Here is a 17828-nt window from a genome sequence, read left to right on the forward strand (position 1 = left end):
ATGAAAGTGCGGTTAAATTTCTGAAAATTTTAACCGCCAATACTCGCTAAATTTGCACGTACACCACTGTCACCATTATGTAGGAAGTGATGTTCACGTTTGCCCTGTAACGCAGAATAAATGCGAGCTTGTAATTGAAGTTGTTGATCATCGGACTGTAATAAATCGCGTAGCTCAATCCCTTCTTCACCAAATAAGCAAAGATGTAATTTGCCTTTAGCAGAAACTCTCAATCGGTTACAACTTGCACAGAAGTTCTTTTCATAAGGCATAATCAAACCAATTTCGCCCACATAATCTGGGTGTCTGAATATTTTTGCTGGACCATCTAATAAACCTCTAGATTGCAAAGTCCAACCTGAATTCAACAATTTATCTGCAAGCACTTGACCTGATAAATGATGTTTTTGGAAGAAGCTATCCATTTCACCAGTTTGCATTAATTCGATGAAACGCATTTGAATAGGTTTGTCTTTAATCCAAGCTAAGAAACTCGCAAAATCGGTATCGTTTAAATCTTTCATCAATACGGAATTGACTTTGATTTTTTGATAACCAACCTCAAACGCACGTTCAATGCCTCGCATTACATCATCAAATTTATCTACACCCGTAATACGATGAAACATTCTTGGATCAAGACTATCAATACTCACATTAATTGAATTGATTCCAGCACGTTTCCACGCTTCAACATCTTTGGCTAAGCGATAACCGTTAGTTGTTAATGCGATTTGTTGAATGTTCTCATTTTGTGCGATTGTTTCCACGATAGGAATAAAATCTTTGCGTAATGTAGGTTCACCGCCAGTAATACGCACTTTTTCTGTACCCATAGCAGAAAAGCTATTCACGACTCGGCGAATTTCGTTTAGGCTAAGAAAGCTCGGTTTATTAGCTTCAGGTTGATAACCATTTGGTAGGCAATAATTACAGCGGAAATTACAGACGTCCGTAATTGAGAGCCGCAAATAGTAATATTTGCGTTGAAAAGCATCCATTAATGGATTATTTCCAATATTTTTAATCTGGATTGTTTGCATTTCACACCTTTCTAAAATACGAGAGGATAAACCGTTTCCAGCGTATCCCTGATAGCACGATTTTTATGCTATTGGCATTACCACCTTATTCTTCTTTTGAAAAACTTAGGTTAAGTAAGCTCGGAGTTATGCGATAATTAAGACGTTATCTTTGTTGGTTTGTATTGTAAGAGATATCTTTCATCCATTGCAATCAATTAATATGATCTAGCTCATGAAAAAAGAAAATTCTTTAAAATCAATTATGTAAAAAAATATATAACGTTATATTCTGGTATAATTTCTACTACATTTTGTATAGAAAAGAACTTTATTTTGACATAAATGTCTTTATTCATAAGCTAATATAACAAGGAACAGAAATGTCAAAATTTACCCGCCATATTCAATATGAAAATTTAGACCAAATAAAAAACATTGTGGCTATTGGTGGAGGTCACGGTTTAGGTCGTGTAATGTCTGCTTTGAGCTTCATGAAAGAAAGATTAACAGGCATTGTGACGACAACAGATAATGGTGGCTCAACAGGCAGAATTCGGCTTGAACATGGAGGGATTGCTTGGGGAGATTTACGTAATTGTTTAAATCAAATTATTATTGAACCAAGTACAGCATCAGCACTATTTGAATATCGTTTTACAGGTAATGGCGAATTATCAGGTCATAACCTTGGCAATTTAATGTTAAAAGCACTGGAAAATATGCATATTCGTCCGATTGAAGGTGTCAATTTAATTCGAGATTTGCTACATGTGAAATCACATATTATTCCAATGTCTGAAATACCTGTACATTTGGCAGCCGTATTGCCTTCTGGAACTGCTGTAGTTGGTGAGGTGAGCATTGATAATCTTACAGAACTCCCTTCATCTATTTTTTTGGTGCCTTTAGTAGAAACCACACCTGAAGCCATTGATGCCTTAAAAAAAGCAGAAGTGATTTTATTTGGACCGGGTAGCTTTTTAACAAGTATACTACCACCAATTTTATTACCAGAAATCATTACAGCATTACAACAAAGCCAAGCGAAAAAGATCTTTATTGATAATTTAGGTGTAGAACAAGGGCCAGCCTCGCAGTTAACATTATCTGCTCGCATTAATTGGATTAATCATACTGTAGGAAAACCAGTGATTGATGGTGCAATTGTGTCAACAAGTGCGGTCGATTTTTGTGAAGGTTTGAATATTAAATTGATGAAAAGACCATTACATGCAGATGATATTTCTTACCGTCACGACCGCACTTTATTGTGTAAAGCTATCGATGAATTAATTGGTGAGCTATAAATTAAATACGGCGTGCCTGCCAATATTTTTTTGACCAATAAGGACTATTTAAAGAGGAATAAATAACGCCCCCTTTGGTTGATGCGTGTAAGAATAAATCATTTTTCACATAAATTCCCACATGGTAGCCGTTTGGACCTCTCCCTGTTTTGAAAAAAACTAAATCTCCTGTTTGGATATCACTTTTCGACACTAATTTTCCGTATTTAGCTTGATCTACAGTCATCCGAGGCAACTGAATATTAAAGCGTTCTAAAAAGGTTTTTTGTACAAACCCAGAACAATCAATGCCTCTTTGAGATTGGCCACCTAAACGGTATGGCGTACCAGCCCATTCGCGTTGTTGTTCACTTAATAACGCAATTGCCATAATTGGATCATTTAGAGAACCAGTATATTGAATTGATGTATCTTGTGTCTTATTTGAGCCACTACAAGCAACTAAAATTGACGCTAAACTGATGATAAAAAAAGACTTAAAAGAAAAAGCCATTTTGTCTCCAATAATAAAAGTAAAGCTATCTATGGATACCATAGATAGCTTATTAATATCAGTACATTAATAAAAACTTAACTTTTTGGTTTAGTTTTTTCTACTCTTGTGCGTAATTTCTGACCTGGTTTAAATGAAACAACTCGACGGGCAGAAACTGGTACTGACTCGCCTGTTTTTGGATTTCTCCCTGGACGAGAAGCTTTATCACGTAATTCAAAATTACCAAAACCTGATAACTTTACATCTTCGCCCGTTTCTAATGCAACACGAATTTCTTCAAAAAAGTTTTCAACGAGTTCTTTCGCATCGCGTTTATTCAAATTCAATTTTTCAATCAAATTTTCCGCGAGTTCTACTTTGGTCAGTGTCATAATTTAATCTCTCAAATAAGCATTAAAACGTTGTTTTAATTCAGATAATACAACAGAAACCACTGCGTTGATATCATCTTCTTCAAGGGTCTTCTCGGTATCTTGGATAACTAAGCTGATTGCTAAACTTTTATGATTTTCAGCAACGCCATTACCTTGATATACATCGAATAAATTAACTTGAGTTAATTTATCGCCAGCCACTTCTCGACAAGTATCAATAATATCACTTGCAGCTACATCATTTGCTACAACCACAGCTAAATCACGACGGTTTGCTGGAAAACGAGAAATTTCTTTTGCTTGGACAATATTACGGTTTGCAATTGCACTCCATAAGATTTCAAAAACAATTGCTTTTCCATTTAAACCAAGTTGCTGTGCAACTTTCGGATGAATTGTGCCAATAAAGCCAATTTCCTCACCATTTAAAAGAATTGCAGCAGATTGTCCAGGATGTAATGCTGAATATGATTTTGCTACAAATTTAACCAAATTACCAGTACCAGTTAACGATAAAATGCTTTCTAAATCACCTTTTAGATCAAAGAAGTCAACATTTTCCGATTTTCCAGTCCAATGTTCAGATTTTTTCGCACCAGTAATCACTGCTGACAATACAAATTCTTGGCGAACACCAAATTCTGCATTGCTATCAGGTACAAAGCGTAAACCTGTTTCAAATAAACGAACACGTGTTTGTTGACGGTTTTGGTTGTATTGCACCGCACCTAATAAACCACTTAACAATGATAAACGCATTGCTGACATTTCTACAGAAATTGGGTTTGGTAACACAAACGCTTCTTGTTGTGGGTGTAATAAGCCTTGTACTTTTGGATCAACGAAGCTATAAGTAATGGCTTCCTGATAGTCAGCATCCACAAGTGCGGTCTTAATACGCGCCAAATCTAAATCTGCCTCTTTGTGTTCACGCATACGTAAATGCGCTAATGGTGCATTGTTTGGAATACTGTTATAGCCATAAATACGCGCTACTTCTTCAATTAAATCTTCTTCAATGTTAATATCAAAACGCCAACTTGCTGAAGTCACCGTCCAAATATCATTGGCATAGCTTACATCTAAACCTAAACGTTGGAAGATTTCAGTCACAGTTTCAGTTTCAATATGGTGACCGAGTAAGGCATCTAATTTTTCACGACGTAATTTCACTTGATTTAATTTAGGTAAAAATTTGTCGCTTTTCACTTCACAAATTTCACCAGCTTCACCACCACAAATTTCAACTAAAAGTGCCGTCGCTCTTTCCATTGCTTTGTGTTGTAATTCAAAGTCCACACCACGTTCAAAACGGTGAGAAGAATCAGTGTGTAAACCGTATTGTCTTGCGCGACCTGCAATCGCTAATGGAGCAAAGAATGCAGCTTCTAAAATAACGTCTTTAGTTTCAGTATTTACACCACTTGCCTCTCCGCCAAAGATCCCCGCTATTGCTAATGGGCCATTTTGATCGGCAATTAATAAAGTATTTTCTTTTAATTTCGCTGTTGAGCCGTCTAATAAAACTAATTCTTCGCTCTCTTTCGCCATACGTACTTGTATTGGCTCTGCTACTTTTGCCGCATCAAAAGCATGCATTGGTTGACCAAGTTCTAATAATATATAGTTGGTAATATCAACCACAGGATCAATTGAGCGAATACCACAGCGACGTAATTTTTCTTGCATCCACATTGGTGATTGTGCGTTGACATTCACATTTTTCACCACACGTAATAAATAGCGTGGGCAAGCTTCAGGTGCTTGTAATTGAATTTCAACTTTGTCTGCGATAGTTGCTTTCACAGGCTCAAAGTGCGGTGCTTTTACAGCAAGTTTGTTCACTACGCCAACTTCACGCGCGATCCCCGCCATACTTAAGCAGTCTGCTCGGTTTGGTGTTAAGCTGATTTCTATTGCATTATCATCGAGTTTTAAATATTCACGTAAATTTGTGCCAATTGGCGCATCTTGTGGTAATTCGATGATGCCGCTTGATTCAACATCAATACCTAACTCACTGAATGAGCAAAGCATACCTTCTGACGGTTGACCACGTAATTTAGTTTTCTTGATTTTAAAATCGCCTGGTAGCACCGCACCCTCTGTAGCACAAGCCACTTTTAAGCCTTGGCGACAGTTCGGTGCACCACAAACTATGTCTAATAAACGTTCAGCACCAACATTAATTTTTGTTACCCGCAATTTATCTGCATCTGGGTGTTGAGCACATTCAACAACTTCACCAACCACTACACCAGTAAAATCGCCAGCGACTTTTTCGACGCTGTCCACCTCTAAACCAAGCATAGTGATTTGATCACATAATTGTTCTGTGCTAATTGCTGGATTTACCCACTCACGCACCCATAACTCACTAAATTTCATTTATATTCTCTCTTATTTTAAAATTCTGAATGATAATCCTTTAAAAACGGTCTCATTAAATTGTATTTCTAACTGATAAGTACCAATAGGATCCGTTTTCGCAAATTGCCAGCATTGTGTAATTACATCACCTTCAAGTGCACTTTTCGGCAAATTAAAGATAACTAAATGTTCTTTATTATCCGCGCTTGATCTAATTTCAGCACCTTCTGCATTCATTTTCATTGCAGCCGGCGCTTTAAAATATTCAGCTAAAAGATTTTGTTCAAGTTTTTCTACATTGCTAATAAATAAGCATAAATTACGCTTTTTAGAACGAGATAATGCATTACCTTTCAATAGCTTAGGTTCTTTATTTGTAGTATCAAACACCCTTAATACGGCAATAGGTGGCTGTTGTTTAGCTTGTTGCTGTTCTGGTTGTGCATTGTTTTGTGTATTTGCAAAGGTCATTGATGAAATCAATGATAACAAACTCACAGCCATCAGTTTTTTCATAACAAATTTCCTATTTGAATTGTTTTAAGAAACGGAGATCATTTTCAAAGAATGAACGTAAATCTGTGACGTTGTAGCGTAACATTGTTAAGCGCTCAACACCCATACCTACTGCGAAACCTGAGTACTCATTTGGCTCAATACCTACATTGCGAAGTACATTTGGGTGTACCATTCCACAACCTAATACTTCCAACCATTTACCGTTTTTACCCATTACATCAACTTCAGCTGATGGCTCAGTGAATGGGAAATAAGATGGGCGGAAACGTACTTGTAAATCCTCTTCGAAGAATGCACGTAAGAAATCGTGGAGCAAGCCTTTCAATTCAGTAAAGTTCGCTTTTTTATCGACATATAATAATTCGATTTGGTGGAACATTGGCGTATGTGTTTGATCATAATCATTACGATAAACACGACCAGGAGCCATAATGCGAATTGGTGGTTGCATTTTTTCCATTGTACGAATTTGTACGCCGGAAGTTTGGGTGCGTAATAACAATTCAGGATTAAACCAGAATGTATCGTGGTCTGCACGTGCTGGATGATGTTTTGGAATGTTCAATGCGTCGAAATTGTAATAGTCGCTTTCAATTTCAGGACCGCTTTCCACAGAAAAACCTAATTCAGAAAAGAATTTTGTGACACGATCAATCGTAATTGTTACTGGGTGCAAACCACCCGTTTCGACTTTACGACCTGGCAATGAAACGTCAATTTGCTCTTTTGCTAATTGTGCATTTAACTCTTTAGCTTCAAGTTGTGCTTTTTTCTCATTTAATGCGTTTTGTGCAATCTGTTTTGCATCATTAATTTTTTGGCCTACTGCGGGACGATCTTCTGGTGAAACATCGCGCAAGCCTTGCATTAATGCTGTAAATGGGCCTTTTTTACCAAAATATTCAACACGAATGGCATCTAATGCTTTGCCATCTTCCGCTTTAGCAATAGCTTCCAACGCCTGTGCGGTAATTTGTTCTAGGTTTTGCATACCTGTCCTCTAAAAAATTCAATTATGCTATGAAAAATACTATTAATGATAATACTAACCGCCTAGAAAATCACGTATTTCTTCTGGCTTTTATGGATTTTTAAATGAAATAAATGAAGTTAAACAGAAGTTAGTTGTTCAAATTGAGCTTGCACTGAATTTCTTTGAAAAAATGAACCGCTCTTTGGTAAATATTGGATATCGAAAAATTGACCTTTATATTCGAATTGTAAGCGGTAAGCATGCAAATAAGTGCGGTTAACTTTATCGAAATTTCCTCCATAAAGCGCATCACCAAGAATAGGACTACCTAAGCTTTTCATTGCAACACGTAACTGGTGTGTTTTGCCTGTTTGTGGTTTTAAAATAAATAGGCGTAAATTTGGCTCACAGTTCACCGAATAAAATCGAGTAATTGCAGGGTTTTGTTTTGTTGTACATAGTTTCCACGCACCACGTCGCGCTTTTTCCATATCTCCGATAATTAGCCCTTGCTTTTTCTTTGGCTTTTGCGTAGATAACGCAAGATATGTTTTTTGAATACGATGCTCTGCAAATAATCGAGATAATTCACTGGCTGCATTTTGATTTAATGCAAGAATTAATAGCCCTGAAGTGACTTTATCTAACCGATGCACTAACCAAACTTGTGGGACATTGAGCTGTTGAGCAACTAAGCTTGTTAGACCAATTTTTTCAGCATCTTTATGTACACTGATATTAGTTGGCTTATCGATCACAATAAAATCAGAATGTTGATAAACGATAGGGATTGAATGCATGGTTCTCTAAGAATTGGGGGTTAAGACGTAGGGATTTTATCATAAGATTGACCATTTTCCTATTTGACTTATTTTCACTGTCATTATTTACGTGGAGGAAACGTAATGAAAACATTAACATTTTATTTGGTTCGTCATGGTAGAACAGAATGGAATGAGCAAGATTTGTTACAAGGAGGTGGCAACTCGCCCTTAACTAAGCAAGGCATTGAATCAGCAAAGCTGACTGGGAAAGCATTAGCAAAGATACCCTTTGTAGCAGCCTATTCAAGTATGCTACAACGTGCGATTGAAACAGCAGAATATATTTTAGAGAATACGAATACCCCTTTATTCTGTCACTCTGGCTTAAATGAGCTATTTTTTGGAAGTTGGGAAGGCCGATCTGTAGAAGAACTCTCCTTATTACCTGAATTTCGCCAAATGCGAAAAAAACCGGGGGAATATCTAGCTCAGTCCAATCAAGGGGAAACTTATGATAAATTGGCAAAGCGAGTTCTAACAACGCTTCATGATATCATTTCAAAATATTCTAGTGGTAACATTTTGATAGTTTCCCATGGGCATACTTTACGTATGTTATTAGCATTATTGAGTGGTGGAACATGGCAAACCCATCGAAAAGACAGTAAAAGTGTTCTAAATACATCGATAAGCATTGTGCGTTATGAACAAAAAGGAAATGAAAACGGGCAATTTTTTGTCGAAAGTGTCAATGATGTAAGTCATTTAACAGAATAAAACGAATACATAAAAAGAAAGCCTTTGAGAAATCCAAAGGCTTTTTGTTTTTATAGCAATTGTAGAAACTCGCCTACTGTATGGAATGAACCAAACACGAGGATAATATCATTTTTATCTGCTTTTTTAACCGCACTTTTTACCCCACTCTCAACAGAGTTTTCGCTATTTGCGACAATGTTATAATTTGTAGAGCGAGCAATTTGTTGCAACGTCACGGAAAGTGCTTCGCCTGTTTGACCACGATACCCCGTTAATGTCACACATTGCCATTCATCAACAATTGGCAGTAATGGCGAAAGCACACCTTGTGCATCTTTATCTTTCAAAATACCACAAACAGCGATAATTTTTCCGTGGTTTTGATCTTTAAGTGCAGTCAATTTTTCGGCAAGATAGTTCGCTGCGTGAGGGTTATGTCCAACATCAATAATTATACGTGGAAAATCAAGTAAGTCTTTATCACATAGCTGTGCAAAATGAGTTAACAACTCTGGTTTTAAAGTTTGGAAACGCCCCACTAGTTCAACCTCTTGCAATGATTGGCGAAGAGTTACTTCCGAAATGGAGAAAGGCAACTGTTCAATTGTTGCAAGTGCCGTTGCTGCATTAGCAAGTGGAATTTGGCAAAGAGGGAGATTTTCTAACCTTACATTTTGCCCAATCCAATCCCAACTATTTTCATTTGCTACAAATTTCCAATCAATGTCACGACAAACAGTTTTACATTCAAGTGATTTTGCGTAATTAATCAGTTTTTGTGGAATATTTGGCTCACCAATAATAGCTGGTTTGTTAGTTCTAAAAATACCTGCTTTTTCAAAGCCAATTTGCTCTCGATCTGAACCTAAAAAATCAATGTGATCAATATCGATGCTAGTAATCACTGCCACATCACTATCGATAATATTCGTTGCATCTAAACGCCCACCAAGTCCAACTTCTAAGATTATAATATCTAGTTGCGCTTGCTTAAATAAATGCAATGCAGACAAGGTACTAAATTCAAAATAAGTGAGTGATTGCGTTTTATGCTCTTCAATAAAAGCAAAAGAAGCCGTATGTACTTCATCAAGTAATTCTTGATTTTGGATACGCACACGCTCGTTATAACGAATTAAATGCGGTGAAGAATATACTCCAACACGATAGCCCGCATTTAGCAAGATTGTTTCAAGCAAACGACACGTGGTGCCTTTACCATTTGTACCACCAACAGTAATCACAAAAGGGGCTGGAGTTAATAAATCTAATCTTTCCGCAACAGATTTAATCCGTTCTAAGCCTAAATCAATAGCTTTAAAATGACTGTTTTCTAAATAAGAAAGCCACTGCGCTAGTGGCGAAGTGGCTGTTAATGAATTATTTGAGTTATGCATTTGTTTCTTGAGTTTCTTCAACCAATAATTCAGGTTCAACAAAAGGGGATGGTTTATTACTTAATTTACTTAATACGCTTGCTAAAGTATTGCGCATATCACCACGTTTAACAATCATATCGATTGCACCTTTTTCTAATAAGAATTCACTGCGTTGGAAACCTTCCGGTAATTTTTCACGCACAGTTTGCTCAATTACACGAGGACCAGCAAAACCAATTAACGCTTTAGGTTCAGCGATATTAATATCACCAAGCATCGCAAAACTTGCAGAAACCCCACCTAATGTTGGATCAGTTAAAACTGAAATAAATGGCACACCTTTTTCACGCATTTTTGCTAAAACGGCACTCGTTTTTGCCATTTGCATTAACGAGAATAACGCTTCTTGCATACGTGCACCACCACTTGCAGAAAAACACACAAATGGGCAATTTTCCTCAATAGCTTTTTCTGCTGCCTGTACAAATTTTGCACCAACCACTGACCCCATTGAACCACCCATAAAGCTAAAGTTTGATGCAGCCGCCACAATTGGCATCCCATATAAAGTACCAAACATTGAAATTAATGCATCTTTCTCGCCAGTTTCTTTTTGGGCAGCTGAAATACGATCTTTATATTTTTTTAAGTCTTTAAATTTCAAAATATCTTTTGGTTCAAGATCAGCGGATAGCTCTTTCGTACTCTCTTTATCTAAGAGCGATAAAAGACGTTCTCTCGCATCAATGCGCATATGGTGTCCGCATTTTGGACAAACTTCTAGATGGCGTTTTAATTCATCACGATATAATACTTGTTCACAAGAAGTACACTTTGTCCAAACGCCTTCTGGTACGTTAGATTTACGAGAACCTGTCGAAGAAGTATTTTTACTAAAAATTCGATCAATCCAGCTCATATTAATCCTTTTTATTAACGGGAAAATTTGGCTTATTACACCATAATTTAGGGTAATTGGCTAGCAATAAAGGTCTAATGTGGCTAGCATAATTCATTTTCTAAAAACAGTGGACCCAATGGATTTTTTGGTAATTGAAATTGTTCTGGATAAATTACATTCACCAAATAAAGTCCCTCTGGTTTTGCTGTTGGTGCAGCTAAAGTGCGGTCTTTTTGCGCCAACAACCAACTCATCCATTCTACTGGCTGATGACCAGCCCCAATCTCAATCAAACTACCTACAATATTGCGCACCATATGATGTACAAAAGCATTAGCTTGAATATCCACAATAATATATTGTCCTCGACGAATTACATTCAAATGATGCACATTTCGAAATGGTGTATGTGATTGACATTGTGATGCACGAAATGAGGAGAAATCATTTTCGCCAAGCAATACTTGTCCTGCTTGATGCATCAATTGATGATCCAATTCTAAATGGCAATGCGTAATACCCTTTGGCAAAATGGCAGAACGTAATTTATTACAATACAAAATATAACGATAACGACGTGCATTAGCGCTAAAACGAGCATGGAAATCTTCATCCACAATTTTCGCCCAGCTCACTGAAATATCATCAGGTAAATTGGCATTTACACCAAAACTCCATGCTTTTTCAGGGCGATTAGCATTGGTTTCAAAATGAATAACCTGACCTGTTGCGTGTACACCTGAGTCAGTTCGACCTGCGCAAAAAATTTGACAGTGTTCATTTGCTACAAAAGAAATCGCTTTTTCTAATTCTTCTTGTACACTCGCTACTCTTTCTTGACGTTGCCAACCAAAATAATTTTTTCCGTTATATTGTATGCCTAGTGCCACTTTCATAATTTAATCTTTTCTCACAATCAAATAAGTGCCTTATTATAGAGGAGATTTATGCTAGCGATAAGCAGAAAAATAAGGCAAAATTTGATTTGATGATCGAATGTTAAATTAAAAAAGTGCGGTCGATTTTTCAAAAATTTTGATAAAGGATAAAAAATGAAAGTTGGTTTAGTATTAGAAGGCGGAGCAATGCGAGCAATGTTTACTGCAGGTGTGCTTGATATGTTCCTTGATGAAAATATTCCCATTGATGGTATTGTTGCAGTTTCTGCAGGTGTATTATTCGGCGTAAATTTACCCTCTAGACAACGTGGACGTGCGATTCGTTATAATAAGGAATATCTCAATGACAAACGCTATCTGGGATTGCGTAGCCTCTTAACCACAGGGAATATCGTCAATAAAGATTTTGCTTTTTACGAAGTGCCTTTCACTTTAGATCCTTTTGATGTTGATACTTTTATATCATCAAATATTAATTTCTATGCAACACTCACCAATGTTAACACTGGTGAAGCGGAATATTTTAAATTAAAAAATCCATTGAAAGAAATGGAGGTATTACGTGCAACATCAGCGATGCCTTTTGTTTCAAAAATGGTGGAAATCAATGGTCAATTTTATCTTGATGGCGGAATTGCAGACAGTATCCCTCTAAAAAAATGCCAAGAACTTGGTTATGACAAAATCATTGTAGTACTTACTCGCCCATTGGATTACCGTAAAAAGCCTGCACCTAACTGGATTATTAACGCATTTTATCGCAAATACCCTAAATTAGTCGAAAAACTCAAACTACGTTACCAGAATTACAATAACATGGTAGAAGAAATTATTAATCTCAACAATAACAAAGAAATTTTTGTTATCCGTCCTTCCCAAACCTTGCCAATAAAACGTATTGAGAAAGATGTAGAAAAAGTACAAGCAATGTATGATTTAGGTATAGAAGATGCAAAAACAGAAATGGTAGCCTTAAAAGAATTTTTAAAAAGTTAAAAAATTGCACAAAAAAGAAAGCCCAATAATTCCTTATTGGGCTTTCTTTTTAGTTTAAAAATTAAACACGCTTGAAGTCAATGTGTACTAATTTTGGTTTGAATGGATGACGTTGCATAGCTTGTGCTTTAACTGCAACTTCTTTACCTTCAATAACTAAAGTGATCACTTCTGAATAGAATGAATCATGAACTTGTGCGTTATTTAAATCATCGTGGTTTAAGATGATTGAAACTGGTGCTTCGCTACCACCGTAAACGATAGCAGGGATTTGACCATTGTGACGCAGGCGGCGGCTCGCACCCTTACCTTGCGCTTGACGAACTTCAGCAGTAAATTTAAACATTTTTACTCTATCTCATATTTAAAATTAAAAGAAAAAAATCGCAGGCGACCCAGCAATTTTCCATAAATTTGCTCAAAGTCTCACTTTGAGAGGCTGAATTATAGTGAATTTATAAGTACAAAGCAAATGTTTAATCCCGAATTTAAAGGACTTTTTTACTAGGCTTTTTATAGTAAAAGGAGGTAGAATAACACACTTTGTTTATGAAAATATTATTTTGTTGAGTGTATGTAATGGAACTGCTAATTTCATTTTTCTCCGATTATGGCTATTTTGCCGTGTTATTTATTCTTATTCTTTGTGGTTTTGGTCTACCTATTCCTGAAGACATTACCTTAGTTTCTGGTGGTGTAATTGCAGGTTTATATCCTGATGATATCAATGTACATATTATGCTTGTTGTGAGTATGTTTGGTGTTTTAGCTGGTGACTCTTGTATGTACTGGCTAGGTCGTATTTACGGAGCAAAGATCTTACGTTTCCGTTTTATGCGAAAACTGATTACAGTGAAACGCTTAAGACTTGTTAAAGATAAATTTGAAAAATACGGGAACCGAGTCTTATTTACAGCACGTTTTTTACCAGGTTTACGTGCAGTGATTTATATGGTCTCTGGAATTACACGTCGTGTAAGTTACACTCGTTTTCTATTGATTGATTTCTTTGCTGCCATTATTTCTGTACCAATTTGGGTTTATTTAGGATTCTTTGGTGCTAAAAATTTAGATTGGCTAAGAGAGCAAATTCATAATGGTCAAATCGTTATTTATATTTTCATTGTTACTATTGCGGCATTCATTTTTTGGAAATGGAAAAAAAGCAAAAAATCAAAAGTGGAAGCTGAGTAACTAAAATATGCTTAAAAAGAAAAGAGTTTTGTGTAATACAAAACTCTTTTTGCTTTATTCAATTGTTAATCTACAAATGCTGTTTTCATGTAAGTTAAACGCTCTACATTTTTAATGTATTGCCCTAGATTTTGCGCTTCTGGTTTATATAAATAAGGGATCTCTCCCAATAAAGGTGCATCAATTTTCTCACTTAGCACTGAAATCATTTCAGAATAATACCCCAAACAGGGATTAATCCGATTTGCAATCCAACCTAATAAGGGAATACCTCTTTGCATAATTGATTCGATAGTGAGTAAAGCGTGATTGATACAACCTTCTTTAATCCCAACAACTAAAATTACGGGCATTTTTTGCTCTTGAACCCAATCAGCAAAACGATAATGTTTGTTGATTGGCGTTAGCCAGCCATAAGCGCCTTCGACTAACACGGATTGATATTTTGTATTAAGTCGAGATAAATCCATATTTAATTTTTCAATACGGATTCGTTTTCCCTCGTCTACAAAAATTGGCATTGTATGCTTGAATGTATAGCTATTCACATCGTGATAACTTAACTCTTCCACTGTTGAGTTGAGTAATGTCAATACATCTGAATTATCTTCAGAATCATAATCGCCCATCCCCTCATCCACATATTCTACATCAGAATAAACGATATCTTCTTGATTAAAGGCGATGGGCTTATAACCGACAATTTGCATTCCTTTATTTTGTAGGGCTTGTATAATGGCTCGGCTTGCTACTGTTTTACCGACGCTTGTATCTGTACCCGTTACAAAAAAACTGCTCATTTTGTCATCTCCCATTGTTCTTATTACAGGAAGATTCTAAAGGAATTAAATATTATAAGTTTTGAGCTAACACAAGTTTTTATGAAATTACGCCATTTTGGTTAGGAACGAATAAAATGTCCAAGTAGGCTACCATCATAAATACTTTGTTTGATAGCAGATGCTGCAATAACTGGGCTATTCCATTCATATTTTCCAGTTAAGACTTCAACATTCGTATAAGTATCTGCCAAATATAGTTGTAGTTGTTTATTTAAGCGAGTTAAAAATAAATCTTTTGAGCCTAAATAACTTGCGTTCAACATAATTTTTTCAGAACCAAAAATATTTACCAAATTCATCAAAATGTAGGCCAAGCTATCTGCAATATGAAAAATAATTTGTTGTGCCGTTTCGTCACCATTATTTGCTTTTTCACATAAGAAGCGAATTTTTTCTGTACTATCTAACTTATTCGTTTCTGGATAAAAATGTTTAATTAATGGATAAATTGCTCTGTGAGTAATTTGGTTTCTGAGTTGATAGCGTTCATCATTTGGTATATCTAGGGAAATCAGGTCTTGCAATTCATTATGTTTTGGCACATACATTTTACCAATCCGACTTCTCACTTGAAAACGATTTGTTAATAATTCACCTTTAGATAACACGCTAAAATTAATACCATTATCTAATTGTAAAAATAAAACATTGTCACAATTAATTACGCTACCTAAAGTGGATTCAGCTAATAACCAAGTTTGGAAATATTCTGTGATTAAGATTGGTGTTTTAAAATAAGGGCTAAAAAGTGCTTTTAGGTCTATATCCAATTCTGTTTCACCTAATTTTAACAAGCGATTTTTTTGATGATCTAATACACCACCAACAGCAACAGAAAAAGTAATGATATGATTACATTCGTGCTTTGCTTCTTCTAAAAAACTTTCTAGATGTTGAGTTAGTACATTATCTAAATTCGTCAAATCTTCTGAGTTTAAGGGATAAGCAACATGTTTAATTGCAACTCCATCAAGCTCACTTAGAATAATTTCAAATTTATTTTCAATAAGAGTTGCACACAAAGACTGCCAATAAAAAGGAGATACACACAAACCAATAGCTGGTCGCCCCCTACTTTCAGTATTTTGCACAGCACGCTCAACAATAAGTTTTTCCTTAATCAGCTCGCGTGTTAATGCTGTAATTGTGGCAGGGGCTAAACGAGATAACTTTGATAAATCAATGCGAGAAATTTCTTCAAACTGTTCAATCAGACGGTAAATTTTACCTAATTGTTTTAATCGTAAGGGTAACTTATCTTCTTTTCTTATTTTAGGCATAATGCAAACCTCAATGAATATTATTGATACAACAATTCACTTCCCATTTAATTTTTCTTATTAAAAATTGCAATCACAGAGAGCTTATCAACTCAAATGGAGAGATAATGCAGAAAATGAATTTTTCACTTATACCAGTTATTGTCATAAAAACAAGTACTTTAATGCAAATATGAGGCATATTTCACAAAAACAAAATTTTTAATTCATTTTGTTAATTTTTATAACTTGATGTAAAATATATCAGTTTATTTATTCACAAATATTTGTTGAAAATTGAGGTTTTATATGATTAAAGTGGCATCTATTGTTGATGTATTACAAGGGAAAATAGCCATCGGAGAAAAAGTCACGATCCGAGGTTGGATTCGTACTCGCCGTGATTCAAAGGCTGGACTTTCTTTTTTAGCAATTTATGACGGTTCTTGTTTTGACCCAATCCAAGCGATTGTTAATAACGATATTGAAAATTATGCGTCAGAAGTACTGCGTCTAACAACAGGCTGTTCAGTAATTGTGACTGGTACTGTGGTTGAATCTCCAGCAGAAGGTCAAGCTGTTGAATTACAAGCAGAGAACGTTGAAGTAACTGGTTGGGTTGAAGATCCTGAAACTTACCCAATGGCAGCAAAACGCCACTCTATTGAATATTTACGTGAAGTTGCTCACTTACGTCCACGCACAAACATTATTGGTGCGGTAGCACGTGTTCGTCACTGTTTAGCGCAAGCAATCCACCGTTTCTTCCACGAACAAGGTTTCTATTGGGTAGCAACCCCGCTAATCACTGCATCAGATACTGAAGGTGCGGGTGAAATGTTCCGCGTTTCAACACTTGATTTAGAAAATCTTCCTCGTGATGACAAAGGTGCGGTCGATTTTTCACAAGATTTCTTCGGTAAAGAATCATTCTTAACAGTGTCTGGTCAATTAAACGGTGAAACTTATGCCTGTGCATTAAGTAAAATCTATACATTTGGTCCAACATTCCGTGCTGAAAACTCAAATACCACTCGTCACCTTGCTGAATTCTGGATGATTGAACCTGAAGTTGCATTTGCGACTTTAGCAGATAACGCTAAATTAGCAGAAGATATGTTGAAATATGTATTCCGTGCAGTATTAGCAGAGCGCAAGGATGACTTAAAATTCTTTGAAAAACACGTTGATAAAGATGTCATTACTCGTTTAGAAAACTTCATCAACTCAGATTTCGCACAAATCGATTATACTGATGCAATTGAAGTGCTATTACAATCAGGTAAAAAATTCGAATTCCCAGTATCTTGGGGTATCGACTTGTCTTCTGAGCACGAACGTTACCTTGCAGAAGAACATTTCAAATCACCAGTGGTTGTGAAAAACTATCCAAAAGACATCAAAGCATTCTATATGCGTTTAAATGATGACGGTAAAACCGTTGCGGCGATGGACGTTTTAGCACCAGGAATTGGTGAAATCATCGGTGGTTCTCAGCGTGAAGAACGTTTAGATGTATTAGATAAACGAATGGAAGAAATGGGCTTAAATCCAGAAGATTACTGGTGGTATCGAGATCTACGTCGTTATGGTACTGTGCCACACTCTGGTTTCGGTCTTGGTTTTGAACGTCTAATCGTTTATGTAACTGGTGTCCAAAACATTCGTGACGTGATCCCATTCCCACGTGCACCACGTAACGCAAATTTCTAATTGTTGCAAACACATTTCAGTAAACAGTATTCCCCTTATTTCACAATAAGGGGAATTT

The 17828-nt window shown here is 36.1% G+C and carries 18 protein-coding genes and 1 riboswitch; of the genes, 5 read left to right on the forward strand and 13 right to left on the reverse strand.

What is annotated here, in order from left to right; translation table 11 throughout:
* Window positions 1-29: 29 nt before the first annotated feature.
* A complete protein-coding gene (gene moaA / locus CKV78_RS03665; protein ID WP_005762141.1) occupies window positions 30-1043 on the reverse strand; it encodes a GTP 3',8-cyclase MoaA in 1014 nt (337 codons plus the stop codon).
* Window positions 1032-1181: riboswitch (molybdenum cofactor riboswitch) on the reverse strand. (Overlaps the previous gene by 12 nt.)
* Window positions 1182-1405: 224 nt before the next feature.
* Between moaA and CKV78_RS03670 the strand changes: the two genes are divergently transcribed.
* Window positions 1406-2332, forward strand: coding sequence for a gluconeogenesis factor YvcK family protein (locus CKV78_RS03670; protein ID WP_005762142.1), 927 nt, complete (start codon window positions 1406-1408; stop codon window positions 2330-2332).
* A 1-nt stretch (window position 2333) separates the two neighbouring features.
* On the opposite strand, the gene CKV78_RS03675 is transcribed toward CKV78_RS03670, so the two are convergent.
* From CKV78_RS03675 to CKV78_RS03700, 6 genes are all read right to left on the reverse strand, one after another.
* Entirely contained in the window at window positions 2334-2825 is a 492-nt protein-coding gene (locus CKV78_RS03675) for an NlpC/P60 family protein (protein WP_032855148.1), read from the reverse strand.
* A 77-nt stretch (window positions 2826-2902) separates the two neighbouring features.
* Entirely contained in the window at window positions 2903-3199 is a 297-nt protein-coding gene (locus CKV78_RS03680; protein WP_005762145.1) for an integration host factor subunit alpha, read from the reverse strand.
* A 3-nt stretch (window positions 3200-3202) separates the two neighbouring features.
* Complete coding sequence (pheT, locus tag CKV78_RS03685; protein ID WP_005762146.1) at window positions 3203-5590, reverse strand: phenylalanine--tRNA ligase subunit beta; 2388 nt, start codon at window positions 5588-5590, stop codon at window positions 3203-3205.
* 12 nt (window positions 5591-5602) lie between these two features.
* Window positions 5603-6088, reverse strand: coding sequence for a hypothetical protein (locus CKV78_RS03690; protein WP_005762147.1), 486 nt, complete (start codon window positions 6086-6088; stop codon window positions 5603-5605).
* 10 nt (window positions 6089-6098) lie between these two features.
* Window positions 6099-7082: a phenylalanine--tRNA ligase subunit alpha gene (pheS, locus tag CKV78_RS03695; RefSeq protein WP_005762148.1), complete on the reverse strand. Its 984-nt coding sequence runs from the start codon at window positions 7080-7082 to the stop codon at window positions 6099-6101.
* A gap of 119 nt (window positions 7083-7201) precedes the next feature.
* Window positions 7202-7864, reverse strand: a complete 663-nt coding sequence (locus CKV78_RS03700) for a TIGR01621 family pseudouridine synthase (protein WP_005762149.1) — start codon at window positions 7862-7864, stop codon at window positions 7202-7204.
* Window positions 7865-7969: 105 nt separating this feature from the next.
* Here CKV78_RS03700 and CKV78_RS03705 point away from each other — a divergent pair, with 105 nt between their 5' ends.
* Window positions 7970-8605, forward strand: coding sequence for a histidine phosphatase family protein (locus tag CKV78_RS03705; RefSeq protein ID WP_005762150.1), 636 nt, complete (start codon window positions 7970-7972; stop codon window positions 8603-8605).
* Window positions 8606-8655: 50 nt separating this feature from the next.
* Here CKV78_RS03705 and folC read toward each other — a convergent pair whose 3' ends face one another.
* The 3 genes from folC to truA form a co-directional block, all read right to left on the reverse strand.
* Window positions 8656-9984 carry a bifunctional tetrahydrofolate synthase/dihydrofolate synthase gene (gene folC / locus CKV78_RS03710; protein ID WP_005762151.1) on the reverse strand — a complete coding sequence of 443 codons (1329 nt, stop codon included), beginning with the start codon at window positions 9982-9984 and terminating at the stop codon, window positions 8656-8658.
* Window positions 9977-10885, reverse strand: coding sequence for an acetyl-CoA carboxylase, carboxyltransferase subunit beta (gene accD / locus CKV78_RS03715; protein ID WP_005762153.1), 909 nt, complete (start codon window positions 10883-10885; stop codon window positions 9977-9979). Before accD ends, folC begins: the two co-directional genes overlap by 8 nt.
* An 83-nt stretch (window positions 10886-10968) precedes the next feature.
* Window positions 10969-11763, reverse strand: coding sequence for a tRNA pseudouridine(38-40) synthase TruA (gene truA, locus CKV78_RS03720; protein WP_005762154.1), 795 nt, complete (start codon window positions 11761-11763; stop codon window positions 10969-10971).
* A 156-nt stretch (window positions 11764-11919) separates the two neighbouring features.
* Here truA and CKV78_RS03725 point away from each other — a divergent pair, with 156 nt between their 5' ends.
* Window positions 11920-12762 carry a patatin-like phospholipase family protein gene (locus CKV78_RS03725; protein ID WP_005762155.1) on the forward strand — a complete coding sequence of 281 codons (843 nt, stop codon included), beginning with the start codon at window positions 11920-11922 and terminating at the stop codon, window positions 12760-12762.
* 61 nt (window positions 12763-12823) lie between these two features.
* Here the strand turns inward: CKV78_RS03725 and rplY are convergent, their stop codons facing one another.
* Window positions 12824-13108 carry a 50S ribosomal protein L25 gene (rplY, locus tag CKV78_RS03730; RefSeq protein ID WP_005762156.1) on the reverse strand — a complete coding sequence of 95 codons (285 nt, stop codon included), beginning with the start codon at window positions 13106-13108 and terminating at the stop codon, window positions 12824-12826.
* A gap of 233 nt (window positions 13109-13341) precedes the next feature.
* Here rplY and CKV78_RS03735 point away from each other — a divergent pair, with 233 nt between their 5' ends.
* Entirely contained in the window at window positions 13342-13956 is a 615-nt protein-coding gene (locus CKV78_RS03735) for a DedA family protein (RefSeq protein ID WP_005762157.1), read from the forward strand.
* A gap of 65 nt (window positions 13957-14021) precedes the next feature.
* Here CKV78_RS03735 and bioD read toward each other — a convergent pair whose 3' ends face one another.
* The gene (bioD, locus tag CKV78_RS03740) at window positions 14022-14756 is read right to left on the reverse strand and encodes a dethiobiotin synthase (protein WP_032855149.1); all 735 of its coding nucleotides are present in this window, start codon (window positions 14754-14756) and stop codon (window positions 14022-14024) included.
* A gap of 101 nt (window positions 14757-14857) precedes the next feature.
* Window positions 14858-16078: an ROK family protein gene (locus tag CKV78_RS03745; RefSeq protein ID WP_005762160.1), complete on the reverse strand. Its 1221-nt coding sequence runs from the start codon at window positions 16076-16078 to the stop codon at window positions 14858-14860.
* 288 nt (window positions 16079-16366) lie between these two features.
* On the opposite strand from CKV78_RS03745, the gene asnS reads away from it, so the two are divergent.
* Window positions 16367-17770, forward strand: a complete 1404-nt coding sequence (asnS, locus tag CKV78_RS03750; protein WP_005762161.1) for an asparagine--tRNA ligase — start codon at window positions 16367-16369, stop codon at window positions 17768-17770.
* The last annotated feature ends 58 nt before the right edge of the window (window positions 17771-17828 follow it).

The sequence above is a fragment of the Pasteurella dagmatis genome (genome assembly GCF_900186835.1).
Taxonomy (GTDB): Bacteria; Pseudomonadota; Gammaproteobacteria; order Enterobacterales; family Pasteurellaceae; genus Pasteurella; species Pasteurella dagmatis.